Genomic DNA, 20179 nt, shown 5'->3' with positions numbered 1-20179 from the left:
TGAGGATCAGAAAGCTTGTTTGAATCGATGTATTTCATCCGCAGATTATGCACGAATGCTAAGAAATCCGGAGTGCAAATATTAACCAAAAAGAAGATCGTTTTTTGATTTATGAAAGAGATCTAATGTTTTATAGGTTTAGTTACCTGCTTTCTCATAGGTATGTAGTGAATTCCCCATTGCTGAGTTAATTCACCTACAATCTCAAAGCCAAATTTTTTATAAATTTCTAAAGCATAGAAACTCGAATTTACCGTAATATGCTCAGGCTCATGCTGCATTATTACGCTTTCTATAAACTCCCACATTTGACGTCCAAAACCTTGGCCATGATATTCAGGTTTCAAGAAAAAATGCATGAGATGTGCAGGATGCACATAAGCTACATTGCCAACGATTTCTTGATTTATTTCAGCAACAAAATAATGGATTAAATCACGCTCAAAAATATGTTTGAGCATGTGGGGCTTAAAGCGCTCACGACCTTCTTCACTGCAAATAACATCATCGACAAATGGTTCAATGACTGCCGCGATTCCATCAACATCCTCTACACAGGCTGGGCGTATGATCATTTTTAGCATGTTGTTCTCTTTATAAAAGTAATCCTTAAACTTCCTCCGTCAAAGAAAATAAACTTTCTTAAAAGAGTCATTTAATGAATTATCGCTTTTAGCTGTTATTTTTCAATACGTTTAAAAGTTACTTCAGCTAAATTTAAAGTAGATGTTGTACATCCAATATGCAATTGTCATTCAAATATTTTTCAGCACAATTTTAAAATATATGTGAGGCATAAATGCTGAATGAATTCAGAAAACATAAAAATCCCCCACGTTTGGAGGATTTTTTACTTTATTTATTGAATAGCCATTATTTTTAATACACATCACGGCGGTAACGACCTGCTTTACGCAGTGTATGCAGTTGTTCAATGCCCAGTATCTCTTGCAAAGTGGCATCTACCGCTTTGGCCATATTCAAACTGCCGCAGATATAGAGACAAGCCCCTTGCTCTAGCCAATCAAACAATTCAGCTTTTTTTACAACTAGGACATCTTGCACATACTTTTCAGCAAATCCATCACGAGAAAATACCCGATCGATTTCTGAAATTTTACCTTGGTTTTGTAATTCATGCAGTTCATCAGCAAAAATTGCATCGAAATCTTGTTAATGCTCACCATAAATTAACCAGTTTTGATAGTGCTCTGTTGCGACACGTTGCTTAAGATGTGAAAGCAAACCCGCCATTCCTGAGCCATTGCCAATCATAATTGCTGACTTAACGCCCTCTGCTAAGTGAAAATTTGGATTCGCACGAATATAGGCATGAATACATTGTCCAAGTTTTAAATCGTGCGTTAATAAGCCAGAACCTAAACCTAGTTCATCGCCATGCTGCTCTTGACGTACAACGAGCTCTAAATATTTTTAATTAAATAGAGTTTGATAATTTCACGCTTAGACTAAACAACTAAAGAAAGATTATAATTAAAGCTTAGAATTCATTCGCCATTTGCGAAATCTTCGAGCAATCATGTCCAAAAATCTTGCAACGCTGATTGGATTCAGTGCAATCTTACAATGGTCTTCTATTGTTGGTTTACTTAAGAAAATTAGTTTCAGTATTGGCCCTGATCTTGCTGTGCTCTTTATGTATACCTTGAGCGCAATTATTCTATTGCTCTTATTTAAAATTCCAAACCTTAAACTGGTTCCGCGCCAATTTTTGATATATGCCACCCTTTTATTTGTGATTTATGAGTTTTGTTTTTCGTATGCCATTGCTTTGGCTCAAACAGCTCAACAAGCGATTGAAATCAGTTTGGTCAATTATTTATGGCCGAGTCTGACAATTGCCGCGTTAATATTATTTAAAGAATTAAAATTTAACTTTTTCGTAATCATTGGTTTAGCCATTAGTTTGGGCGGCATTATTTTAATCCAAACTGTTAACGGAAGTTTTAACTGGTCTACAGTCTTTACCAACATTCAGTCCAATCCATTAAGCTATTTTCTTGCTTTTATGGGCGCTAGTTTATGGTCACTCTACTGTGTGATTACACGTAAATACAGTCATGGACATAACCCTATTTCATTCTTTTTCGTCGTAATTACCATTGTACTATGGCTAAAAATGTTGATATTTCACGGTATTCCGCGAATGCCTACCGTAGACTTACATACCGGTATGTATATGTTGACCGTGTCCATCGTGACTGCATTGGGCTATGCAGCGTGGAATGTAGGTATTATAAAAGGCAATATTACGATATTGGTGACTTTATCGTATTTTAGTCCGATTTTTTCTTCGGTTATTTCAATGTTTATATTACAGACACCACTGAGTTTAAGTTTTTGGCATGGTGCCATTTTGGTGACATTAGGTTCGCTGGTATGTTGGATTTCAACCAGTTGGCCACAAATAAAAGCAAAATTAATGCAATTGCGTCATGAATAATATGGCGCAGTTAATTGCCTCTGATTATCTTAAACTGAATAACAAAACCGCGATTAGGCACAGCATGTGAAGTAACTGTGTTGGTGCAAAATATAGAAAATATTTCCATCCACCTGTGAGAAATGCATTCACACATTTTGAAATTGCATGGGCTGATAATCCAATCACCACAGCATAAACCAGTGTCAAATTATCGATATTACCTTGCATCACAACGGTTGCCATAGCTGCATGGACTTCAAAGAGTGATGCTAATAATGTCCCTAAAATTAAGCCTTTATCACCTAAAGCGAGATTTAATCCATACACAAGTGCTTGGATCAAAGTGAGCGTGATGGCAATGATTGCCGCCTGTTTTAAGCTAAACATTCGACTATCGGTATTTTCTAACGGCGCTGGTTCATTCGCTTCTACACAAAGTTTTTCGGGTTCTGTCTCTTTATTATGCTGAACTTGAGATGAGCCATAAATCAGATATAGCGCAGCAAGGACTAATATCAAGATGCCGACGATACTTGGTATAACTAATATTTTAAACCATGCAAAACTCACCCCAAGTACGATGATCAAGAGTTGAACCAATGTCGCAACACATGAAAAAAGTCCTGCCCCTGCATTACTTTTGGCACTGGCTTTTCCTGCTCGTACTTCCATGCCTAAGCTTGCGATCGTTGCGGTGCTCGACACAAAACCTGATGCCAAGGCCGATAAAATAATGGCTTTATCAGAGGATAATAGCCGCTTGGCGATGTGCGCTAATGACTGCACCACCAAGATCAATATCAGTAATTTTAAAATCACATAGGGATTTAATACTGAACCCCAATAGGCTTGATTCGGAGTTAAAGGTAAGGCAATTAGGATCAATGCCAGTAAAAAGACTCCATCTCTTAACTCATAGTCTTTGATCCAATGCGCTGCAAAATGATGTAAGCCTTTTTTTCCAACTAATATGAGGGTCAGCACCACAGCCAAACACGCAGCCAATGGAATATTAAATACACAAGCAGCGCCGATTAAATAAGTCATAACAAAAGCAAGTTCTGTGGTTGTGCCAATATCTTGTTTTTGCTGGCTTAATCCATAATAGCTAAACATACTGACGACAATTGCACCGATTACACCAACAGCTAAATGGATTAAAAAACACAATGCTCCAAACAGCGCACAAATGGTAAATGAGCGTAAACCGGCAAAGCTCTGTTCACTGTCCAAATTGTTGTTACGTTGACGCTCCAAACCGATGAGCAATCCACAGCCTAAAGCCGAAGCTAAAATCGTTAACAACGCTGGGAAGGATAATGTTTGTATGAGTATTTCCAAATTTAAGCCCTCCCATCAATACATTGTTTATTTTGGCAATATAAATAAAAAATAATATAAAAATTTAACGCTAAAATTTGAAAAAAACATATAAATTGAACAACTTGAGAATTTTCAATCATGTTCAAAGTTTAGTCATACTTTAAATCATAAACAATTCCATGATAAATATCCTAGTGGACATCAAATATTTCTCATCTTTTAATTAAAAAAAATATTCGAAAATCTGACTTAAATTCGGACTTTTTTACCTTCATGTCTGTTTAAAGCACATATTAAGCCCAAATCACCATAATCGCCGCAATCACCACTAAGGCTAAACCCCAATGATCAGTTCTTGCGAGTTTTTCCTTAAAGAAATAGGCAGAGATTAATAGACTAAATAGGATTTCGATTTGACCTAGGGTTTTGACAATCGCAACCGTTTGCATACTCATGGCAGTAAACCAGCCCAAGGACGCTAGAAAGCTACAGACACTAACGCGAAAGGTCAGACCGACTCTCTCCCACATGGCAATGAGCGTTTTGCGGCTAAATAGACTGAGGTACAGCAGCATAATCACACATTGAAAGCCAATTATACTCAACAGTACCCACGCCGCACGATGCAAAGTCGGTAAATCACTTAGCTCTAAACTGGCTTCACGAACCAATAAAGAGGTAATAGCAAAACTTAATCCACTCCCTACACCGATGCATAAAGTTGGCAAAGATAACTTTTGTCGTTGAGAACCTTTGCTTAAAAGAAAAACGGCTATGCCACCAACCAAAACACCAATCCAACCAAATAAACTTAAATGTTCACTTAAGAAAATCACCCCCACTATGGCCGCAAATATGGCTTCACTTTTCGCTAAACCGACACCGATGGCATAATTCTTTTGCTTAAAAAGCAAGACCATTAAAATCGTCGCTAAAATTTGACTTAGTCCTGCAATCACCACATAGATCCAAAACATAGGTGTAAATGTGGTCACCTGAGTCACAGGCTGTTGTTGGTACAGCACAAATAAATAAATGCAGGCAAATGGGAGTCCAAAAATAAACCGAGCAAGGGTGACACCATACACATCAACAGTAGTACTGAGTTGTTTTTGAAATGCATTGCGCCATGACTGCATAAAAGCAGCCATTAAAGTGAACAAGATCCAAACTGGAAACATAAGAAAGGTGGTTTAACGGTGGATGCCTCATCAATTTACGCTTTTATTGAATTGAATGCGACCCAACACGGCTAGATTATTCATTGAACTTGGTTATAGATTCGTTGAAAAAAATTTATTTAAAAACCTGATATTAAGAACTTGGTATGTATCGAAAGGTAAGTTTTTAAAAAAAACGCAAAGGCATGTCACCTTTGCGTTTTGCTCTTTACCAATATAGTTAGTAACTTACATTAAGTTGGCTTTCTAGTAATACAGCACCAAATTGCTCACGCAGATCTTTTTTCAGCATTTTCCCTGTGCCACTCAATGGAATAGCATCCACGAAAATTACTTTATCAGGTACCTGCCATTTAGCAACTTTATCTGCATAATAATCCAAAATTTCTGTATCAGATAAATCAACATCTGGCTTTTTAATCGCAATTAATACAGGACGCTCATCCCATTTCGGATGAGTAGCTGCAATCACTGCTGCCATTGCAATTTTGGGATGTCCCATAGCTAAATTTTCTAACTCAACAGAAGAAATCCATTCACCGCCCGATTTGATCAAATCTTTTGAACGGTCACTAATTTTTAAGAAACCATCTTCGTTCAGGGTTGCAATATCCCCGGTATCAAACCAACCATCTGAGGTTAATGCAGATTCTGTTTTGCCAAAGTAATTGCCAATAATCCAATGCCCTTGGATCTGTAAATTACCCGTCGTTTCGCCATCACGTGCAACTTCGTGTGTACCGTTTTCTTCATCGGTAATACGTAAATCGACCCCAAATGGTGGACGACCTTGAGACAATCTTACTTGTAATTGTTCTTCTTCAGATAATAATAAATGTTTGGCTTTAAACTGGTTTGAAGAACCTAATGGACTGGTTTCGGTCATTCCCCAAGCATGAATCGTTTCACAGTTAAATTGTTCTTTAAAGACTTTCAACATCGCAGGTGGGCAAGCAGATCCGCCAACCACATTTCGCACTAAACTTTGGAGCTGACTGCCCGCTTGCTGCGCAGCATTGATTAATCCCTGCCAAATCGTTGGAACACCCAATGCAACGGATACTTTATAGTCATCAATCATTTGCGTCAGGCTTGCTCCATCTAAACCTGGGCCTGGCAGCACTAAAGTACATCCCACCATTGCCGCAGCATATGGCGTACCCCATGCGTTGACATGGAACATCGGCACAACAGGCATCATAATATCTCTCGCTGAGATATTTAATGAATCCGGCATACAAATCGCATAACTGTGTAAGACTGTTGAACGATGGCTATACAACACGCCTTTCGGATTGCCTGTGGTACCCGAGGTATAACATAAAGAACTAGCCGATAATTCATCTAATTCTGGCCATGTATAGTCTGCAGATTGCCCCGCGATAAGTTCGTCATAAAACTTCACATCTGGCACCGCTTCGATAATTGCTGCATCTGGTGCATCTAAACAAATAAAATGTTCAACAGATTTTAATAGTGGTTTTACTGCTTTGATTAAAGGCAAAAAGGTTTTATCAACTAACATCACGCGGTCTGCGGCATCATTGATGATAAAAATTAATTGTTCTGGAAATAAACGCGGATTAATGGTGTGACAAACATAGCCGCTACCTGAAATAGCGTACCAAGACTCTAAATGACGGTGGTTATTCCAAGCGATGGTCGCAACACGATCCCCTAAATTTAAACCGAGAGATGCAAGAACATTAGCAAATCGTTTTGAATTTTTATGGACATCACCCCAAGTGGTTTTCGTAATCGTCGTGTCTGTATTTTTTGAAATTACTAAACTATCCGCATGATAGCGACCCGCATGTTCAATCATGCTACTAATCAAAAGCGGTTTAAACATCATATTACCAAGCATTCTTTGCTCCCACATTCATCCATATTGAGTTGTTGTTTTTCCACACTGTCCTGCAGATTTTTTAAAACTTTGCACCATGTCAAAAGTGATTGTTCTTTATCGACAAGGTTAAAGCAGTAGATATGAAACGCATATCCAAAACTGATTCTTATGTTTTAACCTTAATTGATTTTAGAATCCACTGTTTTATTGCTCAAAATATGAATGCTTTAGTGGTATAAAATGCAAAAATTAAAGCTTTAGCCCTATTCAAAATATAGTCTTATTTAGTTATAACACTGCTGCTTTAAAAAATGTCGTTTTCAGTTATCAAATAATCGACTGAGTCAATTGGCATAAAAAAACCCAGTCTAGATACACTGGGTTCATTCATTGCATTAGCCGTTGCAGTTAAGTTGAAAAAGTTACAGTACTTCAAACTCAATACGACGGTTTTTCTTACGACCTTCAGGCGTAGCATTGTCTGCTACAGGCTTATTTGAGCCCATCCCTTCAGTACTTAAGTTCGCCGCTGCAATATTTTTTGAAATCAGGTAGTTTTTAACTGCATTAGCACGATCTTGGCTTAAACTTAAGTTTTTCTCAGGATTCCCCGAGCTGTCTGTGTGACCAATAATTCGTACTTTTTTCCCACCGACGCGATTCAGTGCGACAACCATTTCATCTAAGATCTGTACCCCAGATGGCGCTAAAATAGCACTTCCCGATTCAAATTCGATAATACGATTACGTAAAGCCGCATTAATAATTGCCTGTTCAGCCTGATTGACAGAAAGCTGTGCATTGAAACGAAAAGGTGCTGTGACCAAAGACTGAAACTTGGTGGTCGTGGGTTGGATATCGTTTTGATTCGACATCTTGCCACTTAAATCGACTTGCGTTCCGCGAACAGAGAGTTTTCCCTGTTTTACTTTTTTTAAGTCATCATTAATCATTTGGCTTACGCTATTGCCCCAACCATTGGGTGCAGTAACCGCTCGAACCTGAATTTTATCAACCACATTTGCCTGACCATAGGTCAAATAGGCTTTATTTAATATTTCTTGCTTGGTTGCTTCATTCGGTACAGCACCTTCAATCACAATAGGCTCTGCCCAAAGCAAAGTCGAACAACCTAAAATGCACACACTCGTAAGAAATTTGGGCAACATTGGTAAGATTCTTTGCATCATTATTCTTCTATAAAAGTCTGTCTAAAAAGTTTAATGCCATGAATAAGGCTGATCTGACGCTCACTCAAAGACTGTTCCATTACGGCTAAGCCTGCATTTTGTTCAAGATAAGGATCAATCCAACTGGCATCAATCAAGGAAACCCAATGATCACTTTGCATATTTTGCGTAAAAACATCACTCAGCGCAGTAATATCAGCGCCTTGAAAACCAAACAGTAAAACTGGCGAATCACTGTGTAGGATGCCAATGAGTAACTCAGCATCTTGGTTTTCGACAAAACGACTAATCAGGTTGACCCAAAAAGCCGCAATTTCATAGCAGTAACTAATATTATTGATTGGTAAGATCAGCACTTTATTCAACCGAGACGTGCCCTGATGAATAATCGGTTGTAGCAGCAAACCGAGACCAATCATGCTCTGCGCCAACTGATAAGGCGTAAAATTCAATAAACGCGCAAATGAATGCAAAGTATGGTGCTCATAAAAAGAAGAGGTTTCTTCTGTTCCGAACACTTGGATTTCGTTATTCAATCTGCCTAATTTATCGAGCAAAATATCGGGATCGCGAATAGAACGCATCACTCGGTTACGCTGATATAAGTCAATTAAGGTCTGTTTATAACGATATGGTGCATACAAAATATTATCGAAAGGATCATCGATTTCTAGCAGATGAGCCAGCACCATTGGAAATTGACGCTTTGAACTGTCTTCACTGCTAATCAAATTGGCAACCAAAAAACGCTTATCTTTTGGACTGGCAATAAAGAAATCTAATGAAGGCAGTGAGTTATACGCTGCATTAAAATTGTCTGAACGCATAGCGAACTCAAGCGCCTCCGTGATCCACTGATCGATTAACTGAATCAGTGAATATTGTTCACGGCTCTTTAAGAAGTCACCACGAGCTGGACATTTTCCATAATACAGCGGTGTCGTTCTCACTTCATACATCGTCACACTCCTTGTTCTTTTGCACGAATGCCACCGCTCTTATTTTTAAATTCATCATCATGGTGTTGCTGTTCCTTGTACAACACTCATCGGTGAAGTCGCTGGCGCTACAAGCGCTTGTCCTGCAGGCATCGTTTGCGCTGCGACGACACGAACACCTTTATTCGTCACCACTTGATCAACAAGAGTCATACCTGAATAGCCTGAACCTGTAGTTGGGCCAGATGCGTTACCACTAATCAAACGGAAGTTCACTTTAACAAACACTTTTGGATTTTGTTTGCTACGCCACACCATTTCAAATGAATTACCATTTTGTGTACGCTGAGCGCCTTCAACCAATCGGTTAATACCATATTCACCCGGCTCATCAAAAATCGTATGCGTTTGACCTTCCAAGTCAATTGCAGTAATACGTGCACCCGGAATTGCCCCTTTATTTGGCCAAACGAAGTTCACCCATTGCTGAACACCGTTTTCATACACCATACGCTGACCATCAATATCAATGGTATATGAAAGCAACTGTGTATTTTCTAATGGGAAGAACTGGAAGTTCGATTGATTGGTTGCCGCAGGTGCTGCTTGACTCAATTCCCCTGTAGCAACGCCATTACTTGGCGCAACATAGCGTTGGAAATTCGCTACAAATTGTGGATTTAACCCTATACCCAAATCTTTCCATGTTTTCGTGGTTAAGGTATAGCCACGACGAATCACCAATGGATCTAAATATTCTTTTACAAAGCGAGCGATACTTCCGTTTTCACCAAAAATTTGGCTAATTTCATTACTGGTCGCTTGTAAAGTGGCATTGCTATTAAATGGATATTTAGGTGCAAGATTGGTTGTAAATGGTTGATACGCCTGCATTGCCCATAATTTATTAATTTCGTTTTGAGCTGGAATCAAAAGAACTTCAAATGACTGAGTCACCGGCTGCATAAAGAGTTTTTGAATCAATTGTTGATCTAATTCATTCAGACCCACAGACATTTTTTCATCCACAAATTTTTGCGTACTATTAAAGACAGAGCTTTGATCATTGATGGTTTGCTTCACCAATGTCATGCTTGCAGGTCCCATATCACCGCCACTCTTCAAATCATTGAACTTACTGCGCACTTGACTCAAAGACAGCATGTATTCATCTAAAATAGATTTGTTTTGCTGATCATCACGCTTACGAACAAGTTGATAGAACACATCAAACTCTTTTGCAATAACACCTTGACCGGCTTTAGAAGCAACTTGCTGTGCCTGCTGCGCATCATCACGGCTGAGGACTTTACGTTTAAACCACGCAATAAAGCCTTTCTGAGGTGCAGCCAGTTCTGCTTGAACAATTGGATTATCCCAGCTGGTTTCTTTCGCAATACGGTCGACCACTTTACGAATTGGCGAATTTTCTGGTTCACCTAAAATATCGATATAACGTGACTGCTGAGCGACATCTGCGCCTTTGCCATAATGCACGGCATTTAAGAATTTACGCCATTCAGCGATATATTCCTGCTTATAAAGTTCAGTTAACTGTTTACTGATCTGGTCTGGGCTACCACTAAATGTCAGGTCATCCGATCGATTGGTATTGAGTACCCAATCTTGGGTATCTGTCGGATTATTCGCAGCTTGGTTAATCGCATCTTTTACATAATCATTCCAAGCTTGGTAAGTAAAGATACCTGGCAAGGCATAACTACCCAACATGCTGTTTTGGCCTGTTTCACCTAATATTTGCTTCACTGTCACCGCAGGGAAACGTACCGAACCACGCATTTTAATTTCATTATAAACGCGGTCACGTGCTGGAATACCCATAGTAACAGCTGTCAATAATTGACGTGTTTGATCAACCAATAAAGGATCAGATTCCATTTGCGGGAAAGCAGGATCAGCAGCTAAAGTCATCGCATAAGATAAAACTTGTTCGGCTTTTTGAATCATTTCCCCACGTGGCATTTGACCACGATTTGAATCTAACCATGAACGCCAGAAACGAGTAACTTGGTCACTCAAATGGCTCGATTCCATATATTTATGATTGCTCATCATCAAATACGCCTTCAGTGCATTATATGCATCCTGAGGATTAGTATCCGATGGTTCTAAATAGGGCTGATTTGATTTCACCGCTTGAGTGATTTGCACATTGACGTGATTTTCTTTCAACGTCGCTTCATTGGCTTTAACGCGTTGTAAGTACTGCGCCATATTTTGCTGAGATGGTGCTAAAACAATTTGTTGAATACCTCGTAAATACTCAACTTTGAGTTTTTCACGAATCTTATTCCCTTGGTATAAACCAAAGCTGTATTTTAATGGACGATCTTCATCAAAATGATCGAGTTGTTGTAAATGCCCTTGTAATATCAGTAATGCATCCAATTGAGTTGAAAGTTCACTTCCGCTACGGCTTTCCATTTGCACAACTTTATCTAGGTCTGCCTGAACTTCCGCCACGAGTTGTTGGTTATTACGATACGACCAAACCCACAACCCAAGCACCACAGCAACCAATAACAATGCAGCAATAAATGCCATAAAGCGCTGACGTTTACGTGCAGGATTAATATGTTGTTTAACCAGATTTTTATCTTTTAAAATGACGGTTGAAAATAGTCCTTTTAAGAAATAACCATGATCTTGCGAAACAGAATTTGTCGGAATGCCAAACTCACTATCCGTACTTTTCACCAAATGAAAATCTTCAGCGATTTGCTCGGTCATTGGACTTTCAATCACACCTTCTTGCAACGCACTGGTGAAATAGAACCCACGGAATACTGGTTTAAACTGATAAGGGTTGTCTTGAAACAACGTACCAATAAACGTTTTTAACACTGGCTTTAAACTTTTAAACTCAAGCGGAAATGTCATTACACTTGGAGAGATATTTTGCGAATGACGACGACTCAAGTGCGTAGTACTGACGCTCTTCAAACCATCATATAAAATTGAATAATGCTTTTCGAACATCTCAACAGCATGTTCGGATGAGTCTGGATCATAAGGTAGTGTTGCACCCCAAACTTGATCAAATTCATCTTTATCATAACAATCAAAAAATTCTGTAAAGCCAGCAATCAAATCCATTTTTGAAAAAACGATATACACTGGCGCAAAAATTTCTAAACGTTCCGTCAAATCCTGTATACGTGCGCGTAAGTTTTTGGCTAATTTGATTGATTTTTCAGGACTTTGACTAACAAGCTCCGCCACAGAAACAATCACGATTAAACCGTTAATTGGTGCTTTAGAACGGTTTTTCTTGAGAATATTTAAGAAACCTAACCATTCTGAATGGTCTTCGGCATAAACTGAATATCGACCTGCAGTATCGAGTAACACCCCATCTGTAGAGAAAAACCAATCGCAGTTACGTGTTCCGCTTAAACCTGCTGACACCATTTTCTGATGGGTTTCTTCAAATGGAAATCTAAGACCAGAATTATAAATCGCTGAACTTTTACCCGCTGCTGGGTTACCAATCACCATGTACCAAGGTAATTCATATAGGGCTGCATTACCCTTTTTGTCGCCGAGTTTTGATTTACGGATAAGTTGAATCGAGTCTTTCATTTGCTGATTGATCAGCGCAAGTTCTTCTTTATTCTTTTGTTTGCCGTATTCAGCTTCATTATCTTTGGCAATCGCCTCAGCTAGCTCTTCGCCTTGCTGTTTATGACGATAATGCTGCACTAATTCATAAATACCCCACAGAATTAATCCGAGAATATAAACAGCAACCACAATGTAAAAAGTCTTTTGTGGAATCGAATTATGCATAGCCACAATGGCCACAAAAAATGACAAAGCCACCATCGCTTTAGGATTGGTGACGTACTGCCAAACATAACCGAGGATCGTATAAAATAGTGTGTTCACAATGTTCTCAATTTCGTCTTAATTCTAATTAAACAGTTTCTTGTTCAAGTTCATCTTCTACTGAAAATGCTTGAATAAAAGCAAATGTCGATTCTTGGTCTGTGCTATAAATCATGGCAGTTAACTCTTCTGGCAAGTGCATACCCAACATGAATCCAAAAATTTTTGCCAATTGCTGGGTATTTCCAAGATTCTGTTTTGTATATAAAAAATGATAGGTTTCAATCGCGGTTTCATTAAATTTATACTGTAATTTTTTCACCACTTTCATATCCGTTGCATCATCTAACATCAATAAAAAGGGTTGTTCTTGATCATACTGATCTAAATTATTCAGTGCTTTAAGCTCTAAATTACGTTTCAACTCAGGCTCATGTGCCACCACATGTAGCACTTTATTTGGAATTAAGCCTCGAACTTGAACGTCTGAAGCAGCCAAACACCAACTCGATGTAAACTCTGCAGCAATGTATTTTTCTTGTAGCCACATCTTTTCATCAATCCATTCTTGGTCGATTTCAGAGTCAGCATTCAGAATCAAACTGACTTCAGACTTTTGTTTTGAAATCATCTCTAAAATATTTAGCCATTCTGAATAAGCGACTTGAGTGCCGATAAAATGTGGCTCGATATGAATTTGTTCAGGAATGATCGAAAATCCGTCAGATAGATACTGCTGAATAATTTGGGCATAATCATCATTCCATTGATGAATCAAATTATCAGCAAGTAAAATATGAACATTTAAACGATTTAAACGTGAAACTTGCTGTGCATTGTTCGCTAAATGTTCTGGATGTTCATCTTGCGTATAATCTGGATCAACCCAACCCGGATGCATACGGTACTGATATGCCAATTCACTATCATAAAAGAGTGCAGATTGCTTCAGATGCTCAGCAATTAAAAATAGACTTTCAACATGTTGCTCTAGTTGTTGCTGAATAAGTGACTGGATTCGTTTTTCACGCATGGTGATGGCACTAAATTCATCATCTGCTTCTTCACTAGTAAGTTCATCTAAATCTTTGATTCGAAATGAAAGAACAGGCAAACCGTATGCATTAAATAACTTATCATCGAGTTCAGGACTTTTGAATTGTTGAATATCTTGGATAATTTGTTCGTTTTCACCAAAACTATGCCAAGCCGCTGAAGAATAAACATTTAAACGAAATTGCTGTACATCAATAGGCTTCGGTTTTGCTTGTTCAATGGCCTCAAGTTGTTGTTGCTCAGCTTGTTCTTCTGCACGTTTTTCAGCTTCAAGTTTTTTTTCTTTTTGATGTTGAATGCCCTTGTAAAGCAAATAAGGCGACAAAATAATTGCACATAAAGCTAAAGGAAGAAGTAAAAAGTATGTGACTAAATCGAAAGCCGTCGGGTCATAGCCTGTATCTCGCCAGTAAAAAATCACGAAAGCAGTACACAAAACAAAAAGCGTACTAAAGGTTCCAATTATTAATTTCAGCATTATTATGCATTCCCCATTAAGGCATAACAGGTTTCTGTATTATCGACCTGTTTATTCGGCTGTAAAAATGCTCCCTGAGCTAAACCAATTCCGCTCAAAGAATTTAAACACACCGGTTTTATTTCTTCTTTTTGTAAAATTAAGCGCACATCCACCATTAATGTTGGACTGCACCAAGTTTGAATCATTTGTTTTAATTTTAGGCTGCGTGCCTGATTCGGTAAAAATGTTAAATAATCTTCATGATTTAAAGGTCCAATCACGATTTCAATTTTTTCGTCAATCTGTTGAATCTTCTCACCACAAAAAGTATTCAGCCCCAATAGGCTCGGCTGAGATCCACCTAAACATGTTCTCTGATCTTCTTCAAATACAAAAGTTTCAGGGATAAATTCTCGAATATCAAATTTCTGCTTAAAGATACAATTCAGCATGGTTTTTAATGCATAAGCTGTATTGTTTTGCCCCTGCATTAAACCTGAGAATTCAGCAAAATAATCATCTAAATCTGGCTGATCATGCTGGCTACTGATATAACCATTTAATGCATGTAAAATATCAAGATAGTGATTATCCTGCTCGATTTCATAACGAATAGGTAAATGATAATTTAAACTGGCATCAACATAATGTGCTGTTAATTTATGATTAAACAGCCCTAAAAACTTTTGTGTTTCGTGTCGCTGATGTCGCCCGCTGAGCTTAATCTTATTGGTATAGCTATAAGGTAATGCACCTTGAATACCCGTTAAACCCACCATTAAATTTGTCAGTTCAACTTTCTCATCGTTGAACTCTAAACTTTCAATTTCAGTGTTCGGGAAGTTCAAATTAAGTGAACTATTAAACTCAAAGTCACTTGCCCAATAGACTTGAGCTGCTCCATAAGGTGCATGTCTTAACAAACGAGTAGCTTGAACAAACTCGTAGGCTTTCGGTTCTTGGAAAAGTCCGTCAATTACAGAGCTTTCTTGCCACCAACGTTCTGCACGCATTGGTATAACTCCTGTTGACTATTTGCATCAAAAACCGAGACATCGACAAAGCTGTTCATATTGACTTTTAAATTAAAGATATGGGCTAGCAATTGACTAAATATATACAGGCTATGCCCTCTAAATATATCCGCATCGATATCGAGCTGTACTTTTAAACCTCTGACAAATAATGGAAACGGTTTACTATCTACAAGTTTCTGTGTGGTAGAAAACTGAATATTTTTTATGGAGTCGATAATAATTTGGTTTTCTTTCGATTTAGGTAAATTATACAATTCCAAAAGTTCTTTAATATGAGAGACCGTATCGCCTTTCATTAAAGACATATTATTCAAAGATAAATGTGAAATGACCCGCCACTGTTCTTGTTTATTTTGCTCAAAATAATACGGTAACGACGGTCGTTTGAGCATCAGGGCACGACGGGCCAAATTACTATCATTCAGAGTTAATGCATTCTGATCTTTATTATAACTTTCGTAAGGTAACTCACGATTACTACATAGTAGTTCAGTACTAATAAAATCGGACTGAGTGCTATGTGGGTCTAAAGCACGAGATATGATTGAATAGTTTAATTCCTGATGTTTATTCTTCATCTGCTGCGGATTTAAACTATAAAAAAACTGGACTTTATCCTGATGATAATGACTCATTGCAAAAAAAGGCAGTACCGGATAATACACTTCATCTTGGTTACTTTTTTCACGCACCATATTCATTTTTAAAATGCTATAGGCTTGAAAATATTCAGGATGGTGTGCATCTGTCACCAATGGATATTCCATTCGCTTATGATTAATCTTTTGCGGCTCTGCTTGTTTATTGAAAAGATTAACAATTGGTGTAGCAAACAATTTAAAATTTGCAGCATTTAATTCAGAATAATTTCGAATCGCTGCTTGATCATTTAAATTGAGTTTAAAGTGCATTTGAACATCAAATTCACTATGTTCTAAACTTAAAAACTTAATGAAATCTAAATTTAGATTTAACAAATTGAATTTTTCAGGAACACAAAAATATTCCATCAATAAACGATATGCATGATGCGTATGTTGATCGATAGGTAGAACACTTTGAACTTCTTCAAAGCCCATAATTTCAAATGGATTGGCAATATCAAAAATGTGCTGCCCCACACGAATCGAAAAACTCGTAGTGGATTTAAAAATACTATCCAAAACCTGTAAAGGAAAATTAGAAATAGCGTCTAAAAAGATCGGTAAAGTTTCATTTTTAAGTAAAGCGTGCTTATTCGAAAAAATTTCAAATCCTAAGCTCAATGTGGCATTTTGATTTAAATGCATATGTGCCGATGGATGAGTTTTGAAATTGAGCTGTTTTAATTGAATCGGTAATAAAGTGACTTCTTGTACCGTCTGATATTCACATTGAACACCACGCGTACTTTTGGCTTTTAGACTGGTCGCCTTTGGAATAACGTGTCGATCTGTTAATTGCTTAATTTTATTTATATCTTCGAAGCTCACCACAGAACATGCAGGAAATGGTTTTAAATATTGAGGAAACATCACCTCAAAAATTGATCGGGTAAAAACGTCATAACTATCTGCAAGTTTTTTATCAATCCGTGCAGAAATTAAAGAAAAGGCTTGAATTAAACGCTCAATATGCGGGTCATCTATTTGTTCTTGGTTTAAAGACAAACGCTGGGCGATTTTGGGGTATTTACTGGCAAACTCACGGGACTGTTGTCCAAATTCCTGTAGTTGTTTTTCGTAATACGGTAACAGCTCTTCAATCACAGATAACCCACTTCATTAAGCTCTTGGAGAAATAACATATTGTTGTGTTGTTGGTTTTAATAAGGCATCAAAAATAACTGGTTCGTATAAAGGATGAATATTTAAATATGCCTGAATACTTAAACATAGTGCCCCCATATTATGGCCATCCATGAGCATTTCGACGCGAATCTGTTTTAAACGCGGTTCATGTGCAGCAATCGATTGCTCAATTGACTGGCAAATTTTGTCGCGATCCGATGGATTTGCTGTCGATAAGCCCACAAAATCGATAATGCCAAATTGCAAAATAGACTTTTTTGCTAATGGAAAGTCATCAATCAGTTCATCTAATTTTGCCACACGACTATTGAGGAGATCCTCTAAATCGGAAGCAACAGATTCACGAAGTTCTTGCAAAGACAGACCTTGAGTCTGCTGAGCATCTGCTGGTAATAAGCGGTCAAATAATGTCGTTCTAAAACCATAAGGATAAAGCTGATCGAGATTCATATCTTCTTATAAATATTTAAAAAAATGAAAATAGAGGCTACCCAAGTTAGCCTCTATCTGAATCCATCTATTACGCTGCGTATGAAGCAGTGTTGTTAGATAATGACCACTTCTTAGTAACAGCACCTTTCGCAGTACCGTTAATATCTTGTTGGTTATATGTCCACTCTACTGCAGCATATTTCAAACCAAATGATTCGTGTGGAACACCTTCATCATTTACAGTTGGAGTCACGCTAGAAACCAACACATGTTTCAGTTTGATTTGAAGATATTTAATACGTTTGTCGCCATTCGCACGGTAGAAATCAATTTGAACTTCATCAAATGTATAACCTGCTGAACATGCTTCCCAAAGTTTAGGGCTTGTCGCATCTAAATCTTTAACAAAAACCATGTCAGAATGTTCTACACGTTCTGCGGTGTGACCACCCACACTTGAAGAAGTCGCAGATTTAGGTTGACGGATGTTATGCGTCCAAGAGTTAACTTCTAACCAACTCTTGTGCTCTGCATCACGAGATTCGCCGTCTACTTTGTACTTACCACGAAATTGAATGTATATATCTTTCATTGTTCTGAATACCTATTTATTTAAAGTTATTATAGTGTTGACCCAAAATTAATTTGAGGACTGAGGTAACTCGGTCACAAGTCGTAATGAAACAGACAACTCATCCAACTGGAAATGTGGTCTTAAGAAAACCACAGATTTGTAGTGACCAGGCAAAGCTGGATTTTCTACAACTTTTACAGAAGCTTCACGCAATGGATACTGAGCTTTAGCTTCTTGAGATGCACCATCATCGAGTAATACATATTGCGATAACCATTCATTTAAGAAGGTCTCAACATTACCCGCTGATGCAAAACTACCCACTTTGTCACGCATCATTGCTTTTAAATAATGTGCAATACGTGAAACTGCCATGATATATTGGATCTGGCTAGACAATGCAGAGTTGGCATTTGCTGTATCGCTGTCATATTTTTTAGGTTTTTGCGTCGATTGCGCACCGAAAAATGCTGCATAATCCGTATTTTTGCAGTGTACCAACGGAATAAAACCAAGGTCACTCAGTTCTTTTTCACGACGGTCGGTAATGGCAATTTCAGTTGGGCATTTAAAGACCACTTCGCCATCATTGGTTTTGAACGTATGGACAGGCAAGCCTTCAACTAAACCACCACCTTCTACACCACGAATCGCAGCACACCAACCATGCATATCAAAAGCATTAGTTAAACGCGTACCAAAGGCATAAGCCGCGTTCATCCATAAATATTCATTATGGTTTTCACCCGAAACTTCTTCAACGAAGTTAAACCCTTCAGTGGAAATACCTTCTTTTGGATCATATGGCAAACGACCTAATACACGTGGCATTGTCAATGCAACATAACGTGCATCGTCACTTTCACGGAATGAACGCCATTGTACATATTCTGCTGTTTCAAAGATTTTAGATACATCACGCGGACGATCAATATCTGTAAAGGATTCTAGACCCAACATATTCGGGCTAGCAGCCGAAATAAACGGTGCATGTGCAGCCGCAGCGACATGTGAAATTTGCTCAAGCAAATACATATCAGATGGAGTACGGTCAAACTCAAAATCACCAATCAATGTTGCATAAGGCGCACCACCGAACGATCCATATTCTTCTTCATAGATTTTTTTGAACAACGTGCTTTGGTCAAAATCGGTCGCACCTTGGAAATCTTTAATCAATTCTTTTTTCGTCGTATTTAACATACGAATTTTTGTTAAAGAATTTGAAGGTGTTTCTTGGCAGAAATAATACAAACCACGCCATGTCGATTCAATTTTTTGAAATTCAGCATGGTGCATGATTTTACTTAACTGAGATGAAATCAACGCATCAATTTCAGCAATACGCTTATCAATTGATAAAGTCATATTGTCCGAAACGGTGATGGTACCTGCCATCACTTCTTTAGCAAGTTCACCAATCAAACTTTTTGCACGATCATGTTCTTGATCTGTACGCGCGATACGACTTTGTTCGACAATTGAATCTAAAAGTGAATATTCTTCGGTTGCTTCAAGGTTTGCAGCAGTTGCAGTATTAAAATTACTCATTTTCTGCCTCCACGCTCAACTTACGAATTTGATCAGTGTTATGTAACACTTCATCCAGTAAATCTTCTAAGCGTTCATTATTTGAAATTTTATTACGCAAGTCAGACAGACGCTCACGTGCAGCAACTAACTTCTGTAGCGGATCAACCTGTTGCACAACTTGCTCTGGGGTAAAATCGGCCATGCTCTTAAATGTAAGATCTACCGACATTTTTCCACCGTCTTCAGTCAAGGTATTTTCAACTTGAAAATTAGCACGTGGCGCTAAAGACTCCATGACTTCATCAATATTATCTAAATCAACATTAATGAATTTCTTGTCTTTTAATTTGGTTTTCTCTACTTCAGATGCCGCTGAGAAATCACCTAACACCCCTACAACGAATGGTAATTCTTTAATTTCTTTACCGTCACCAACTTCAACATCGTAAGTCAATTGAACACGAGGAGGACGAATTCGTTGAAGTTTTTTCTGTACACTTTCACGTTTTGCCATGAGTGCT

Annotated in this window: 16 protein-coding genes; 1 reads left to right on the top strand and 15 read right to left on the bottom strand. The window is 38.0% G+C overall.

Annotation, left to right across the window (positions count from 1 at the left end):
• Nucleotides 1–122: 122 nt before the first annotated feature.
• Together FTU38_RS12425 and FTU38_RS12420 are read right to left on the bottom strand one after the other, a co-directional pair.
• A complete protein-coding gene (locus tag FTU38_RS12425; RefSeq protein WP_180041450.1) occupies nucleotides 123–575 on the bottom strand; it encodes a GNAT family N-acetyltransferase in 453 nt (150 codons plus the stop codon).
• 304 nt (nucleotides 576–879) lie between these two features.
• Nucleotides 880–1065, bottom strand: coding sequence for a hypothetical protein (locus tag FTU38_RS12420; RefSeq protein WP_180004515.1), 186 nt, complete (start codon nucleotides 1063–1065; stop codon nucleotides 880–882).
• Nucleotides 1066–1540: 475 nt separating this feature from the next.
• On the opposite strand from FTU38_RS12420, the gene yddG reads away from it, so the two are divergent.
• Nucleotides 1541–2464: an aromatic amino acid DMT transporter YddG gene (yddG, locus tag FTU38_RS12415; protein WP_180111365.1), complete on the top strand. Its 924-nt coding sequence runs from the start codon at nucleotides 1541–1543 to the stop codon at nucleotides 2462–2464.
• Nucleotides 2465–2488: 24 nt separating this feature from the next.
• Here the strand turns inward: yddG and FTU38_RS12410 are convergent, their stop codons facing one another.
• The 13 genes from FTU38_RS12410 to tssB all read right to left on the bottom strand — a co-directional run bounded on the left by FTU38_RS12410 (nucleotide 2489) and on the right by tssB (nucleotide 20172).
• Nucleotides 2489–3787 (bottom strand): MgtC/SapB family protein, encoded by a 1299-nt coding sequence (locus FTU38_RS12410; RefSeq protein ID WP_180111363.1) that lies wholly within the window; start codon nucleotides 3785–3787, stop codon nucleotides 2489–2491.
• 275 nt (nucleotides 3788–4062) lie between these two features.
• Complete coding sequence (locus FTU38_RS12405; protein ID WP_180111361.1) at nucleotides 4063–4950, bottom strand: DMT family transporter; 888 nt, start codon at nucleotides 4948–4950, stop codon at nucleotides 4063–4065.
• 220 nt (nucleotides 4951–5170) lie between these two features.
• Entirely contained in the window at nucleotides 5171–6817 is a 1647-nt protein-coding gene (locus FTU38_RS12400; protein ID WP_180111359.1) for a long-chain-fatty-acid--CoA ligase, read from the bottom strand.
• A 404-nt stretch (nucleotides 6818–7221) separates the two neighbouring features.
• Entirely contained in the window at nucleotides 7222–7968 is a 747-nt protein-coding gene (locus tag FTU38_RS12395) for an OmpA family protein (RefSeq protein WP_257225715.1), read from the bottom strand.
• Between the two features lie 20 nt (nucleotides 7969–7988).
• On the bottom strand, nucleotides 7989–8948 hold the full coding sequence (tagF, locus tag FTU38_RS12390; RefSeq protein ID WP_180111355.1) for a type VI secretion system-associated protein TagF: 960 nt from the start codon (nucleotides 8946–8948) through the stop codon (nucleotides 7989–7991).
• A gap of 57 nt (nucleotides 8949–9005) precedes the next feature.
• On the bottom strand, nucleotides 9006–12836 hold the full coding sequence (tssM, locus tag FTU38_RS12385; protein WP_180111353.1) for a type VI secretion system membrane subunit TssM: 3831 nt from the start codon (nucleotides 12834–12836) through the stop codon (nucleotides 9006–9008).
• 28 nt (nucleotides 12837–12864) lie between these two features.
• Entirely contained in the window at nucleotides 12865–14310 is a 1446-nt protein-coding gene (locus FTU38_RS12380) for a hypothetical protein (protein WP_180111351.1), read from the bottom strand.
• A 2-nt stretch (nucleotides 14311–14312) separates the two neighbouring features.
• Entirely contained in the window at nucleotides 14313–15305 is a 993-nt protein-coding gene (tssG, locus tag FTU38_RS12375; protein WP_180111349.1) for a type VI secretion system baseplate subunit TssG, read from the bottom strand.
• Nucleotides 15269–17077 carry a type VI secretion system baseplate subunit TssF gene (tssF, locus tag FTU38_RS12370; protein ID WP_180111347.1) on the bottom strand — a complete coding sequence of 603 codons (1809 nt, stop codon included), beginning with the start codon at nucleotides 17075–17077 and terminating at the stop codon, nucleotides 15269–15271. The genes tssG and tssF overlap by 37 nt, the downstream gene beginning before the upstream one ends.
• A 15-nt stretch (nucleotides 17078–17092) precedes the next feature.
• A complete protein-coding gene (tssE, locus tag FTU38_RS12365; protein ID WP_078190770.1) occupies nucleotides 17093–17569 on the bottom strand; it encodes a type VI secretion system baseplate subunit TssE in 477 nt (158 codons plus the stop codon).
• A 70-nt stretch (nucleotides 17570–17639) separates the two neighbouring features.
• Complete coding sequence (locus FTU38_RS12360; RefSeq protein ID WP_078190771.1) at nucleotides 17640–18143, bottom strand: type VI secretion system tube protein Hcp; 504 nt, start codon at nucleotides 18141–18143, stop codon at nucleotides 17640–17642.
• A gap of 48 nt (nucleotides 18144–18191) precedes the next feature.
• Entirely contained in the window at nucleotides 18192–19676 is a 1485-nt protein-coding gene (gene tssC / locus FTU38_RS12355; protein ID WP_180012022.1) for a type VI secretion system contractile sheath large subunit, read from the bottom strand.
• Complete coding sequence (tssB, locus tag FTU38_RS12350) at nucleotides 19669–20172, bottom strand: type VI secretion system contractile sheath small subunit (RefSeq protein ID WP_078193364.1); 504 nt, start codon at nucleotides 20170–20172, stop codon at nucleotides 19669–19671. Before tssB ends, tssC begins: the two co-directional genes overlap by 8 nt.
• Nucleotides 20173–20179 lie beyond the last annotated feature (7 nt).

It is taken from the genome of Acinetobacter sp. YH12098 (genome assembly GCF_013419235.1).
GTDB classification, from domain to species: Bacteria; Pseudomonadota; Gammaproteobacteria; order Pseudomonadales; family Moraxellaceae; genus Acinetobacter; species Acinetobacter amyesii.
The sequence above is the reverse complement of the archived record's forward strand: the minus strand, read 5'-3'. Positions and strand labels throughout refer to the sequence as shown.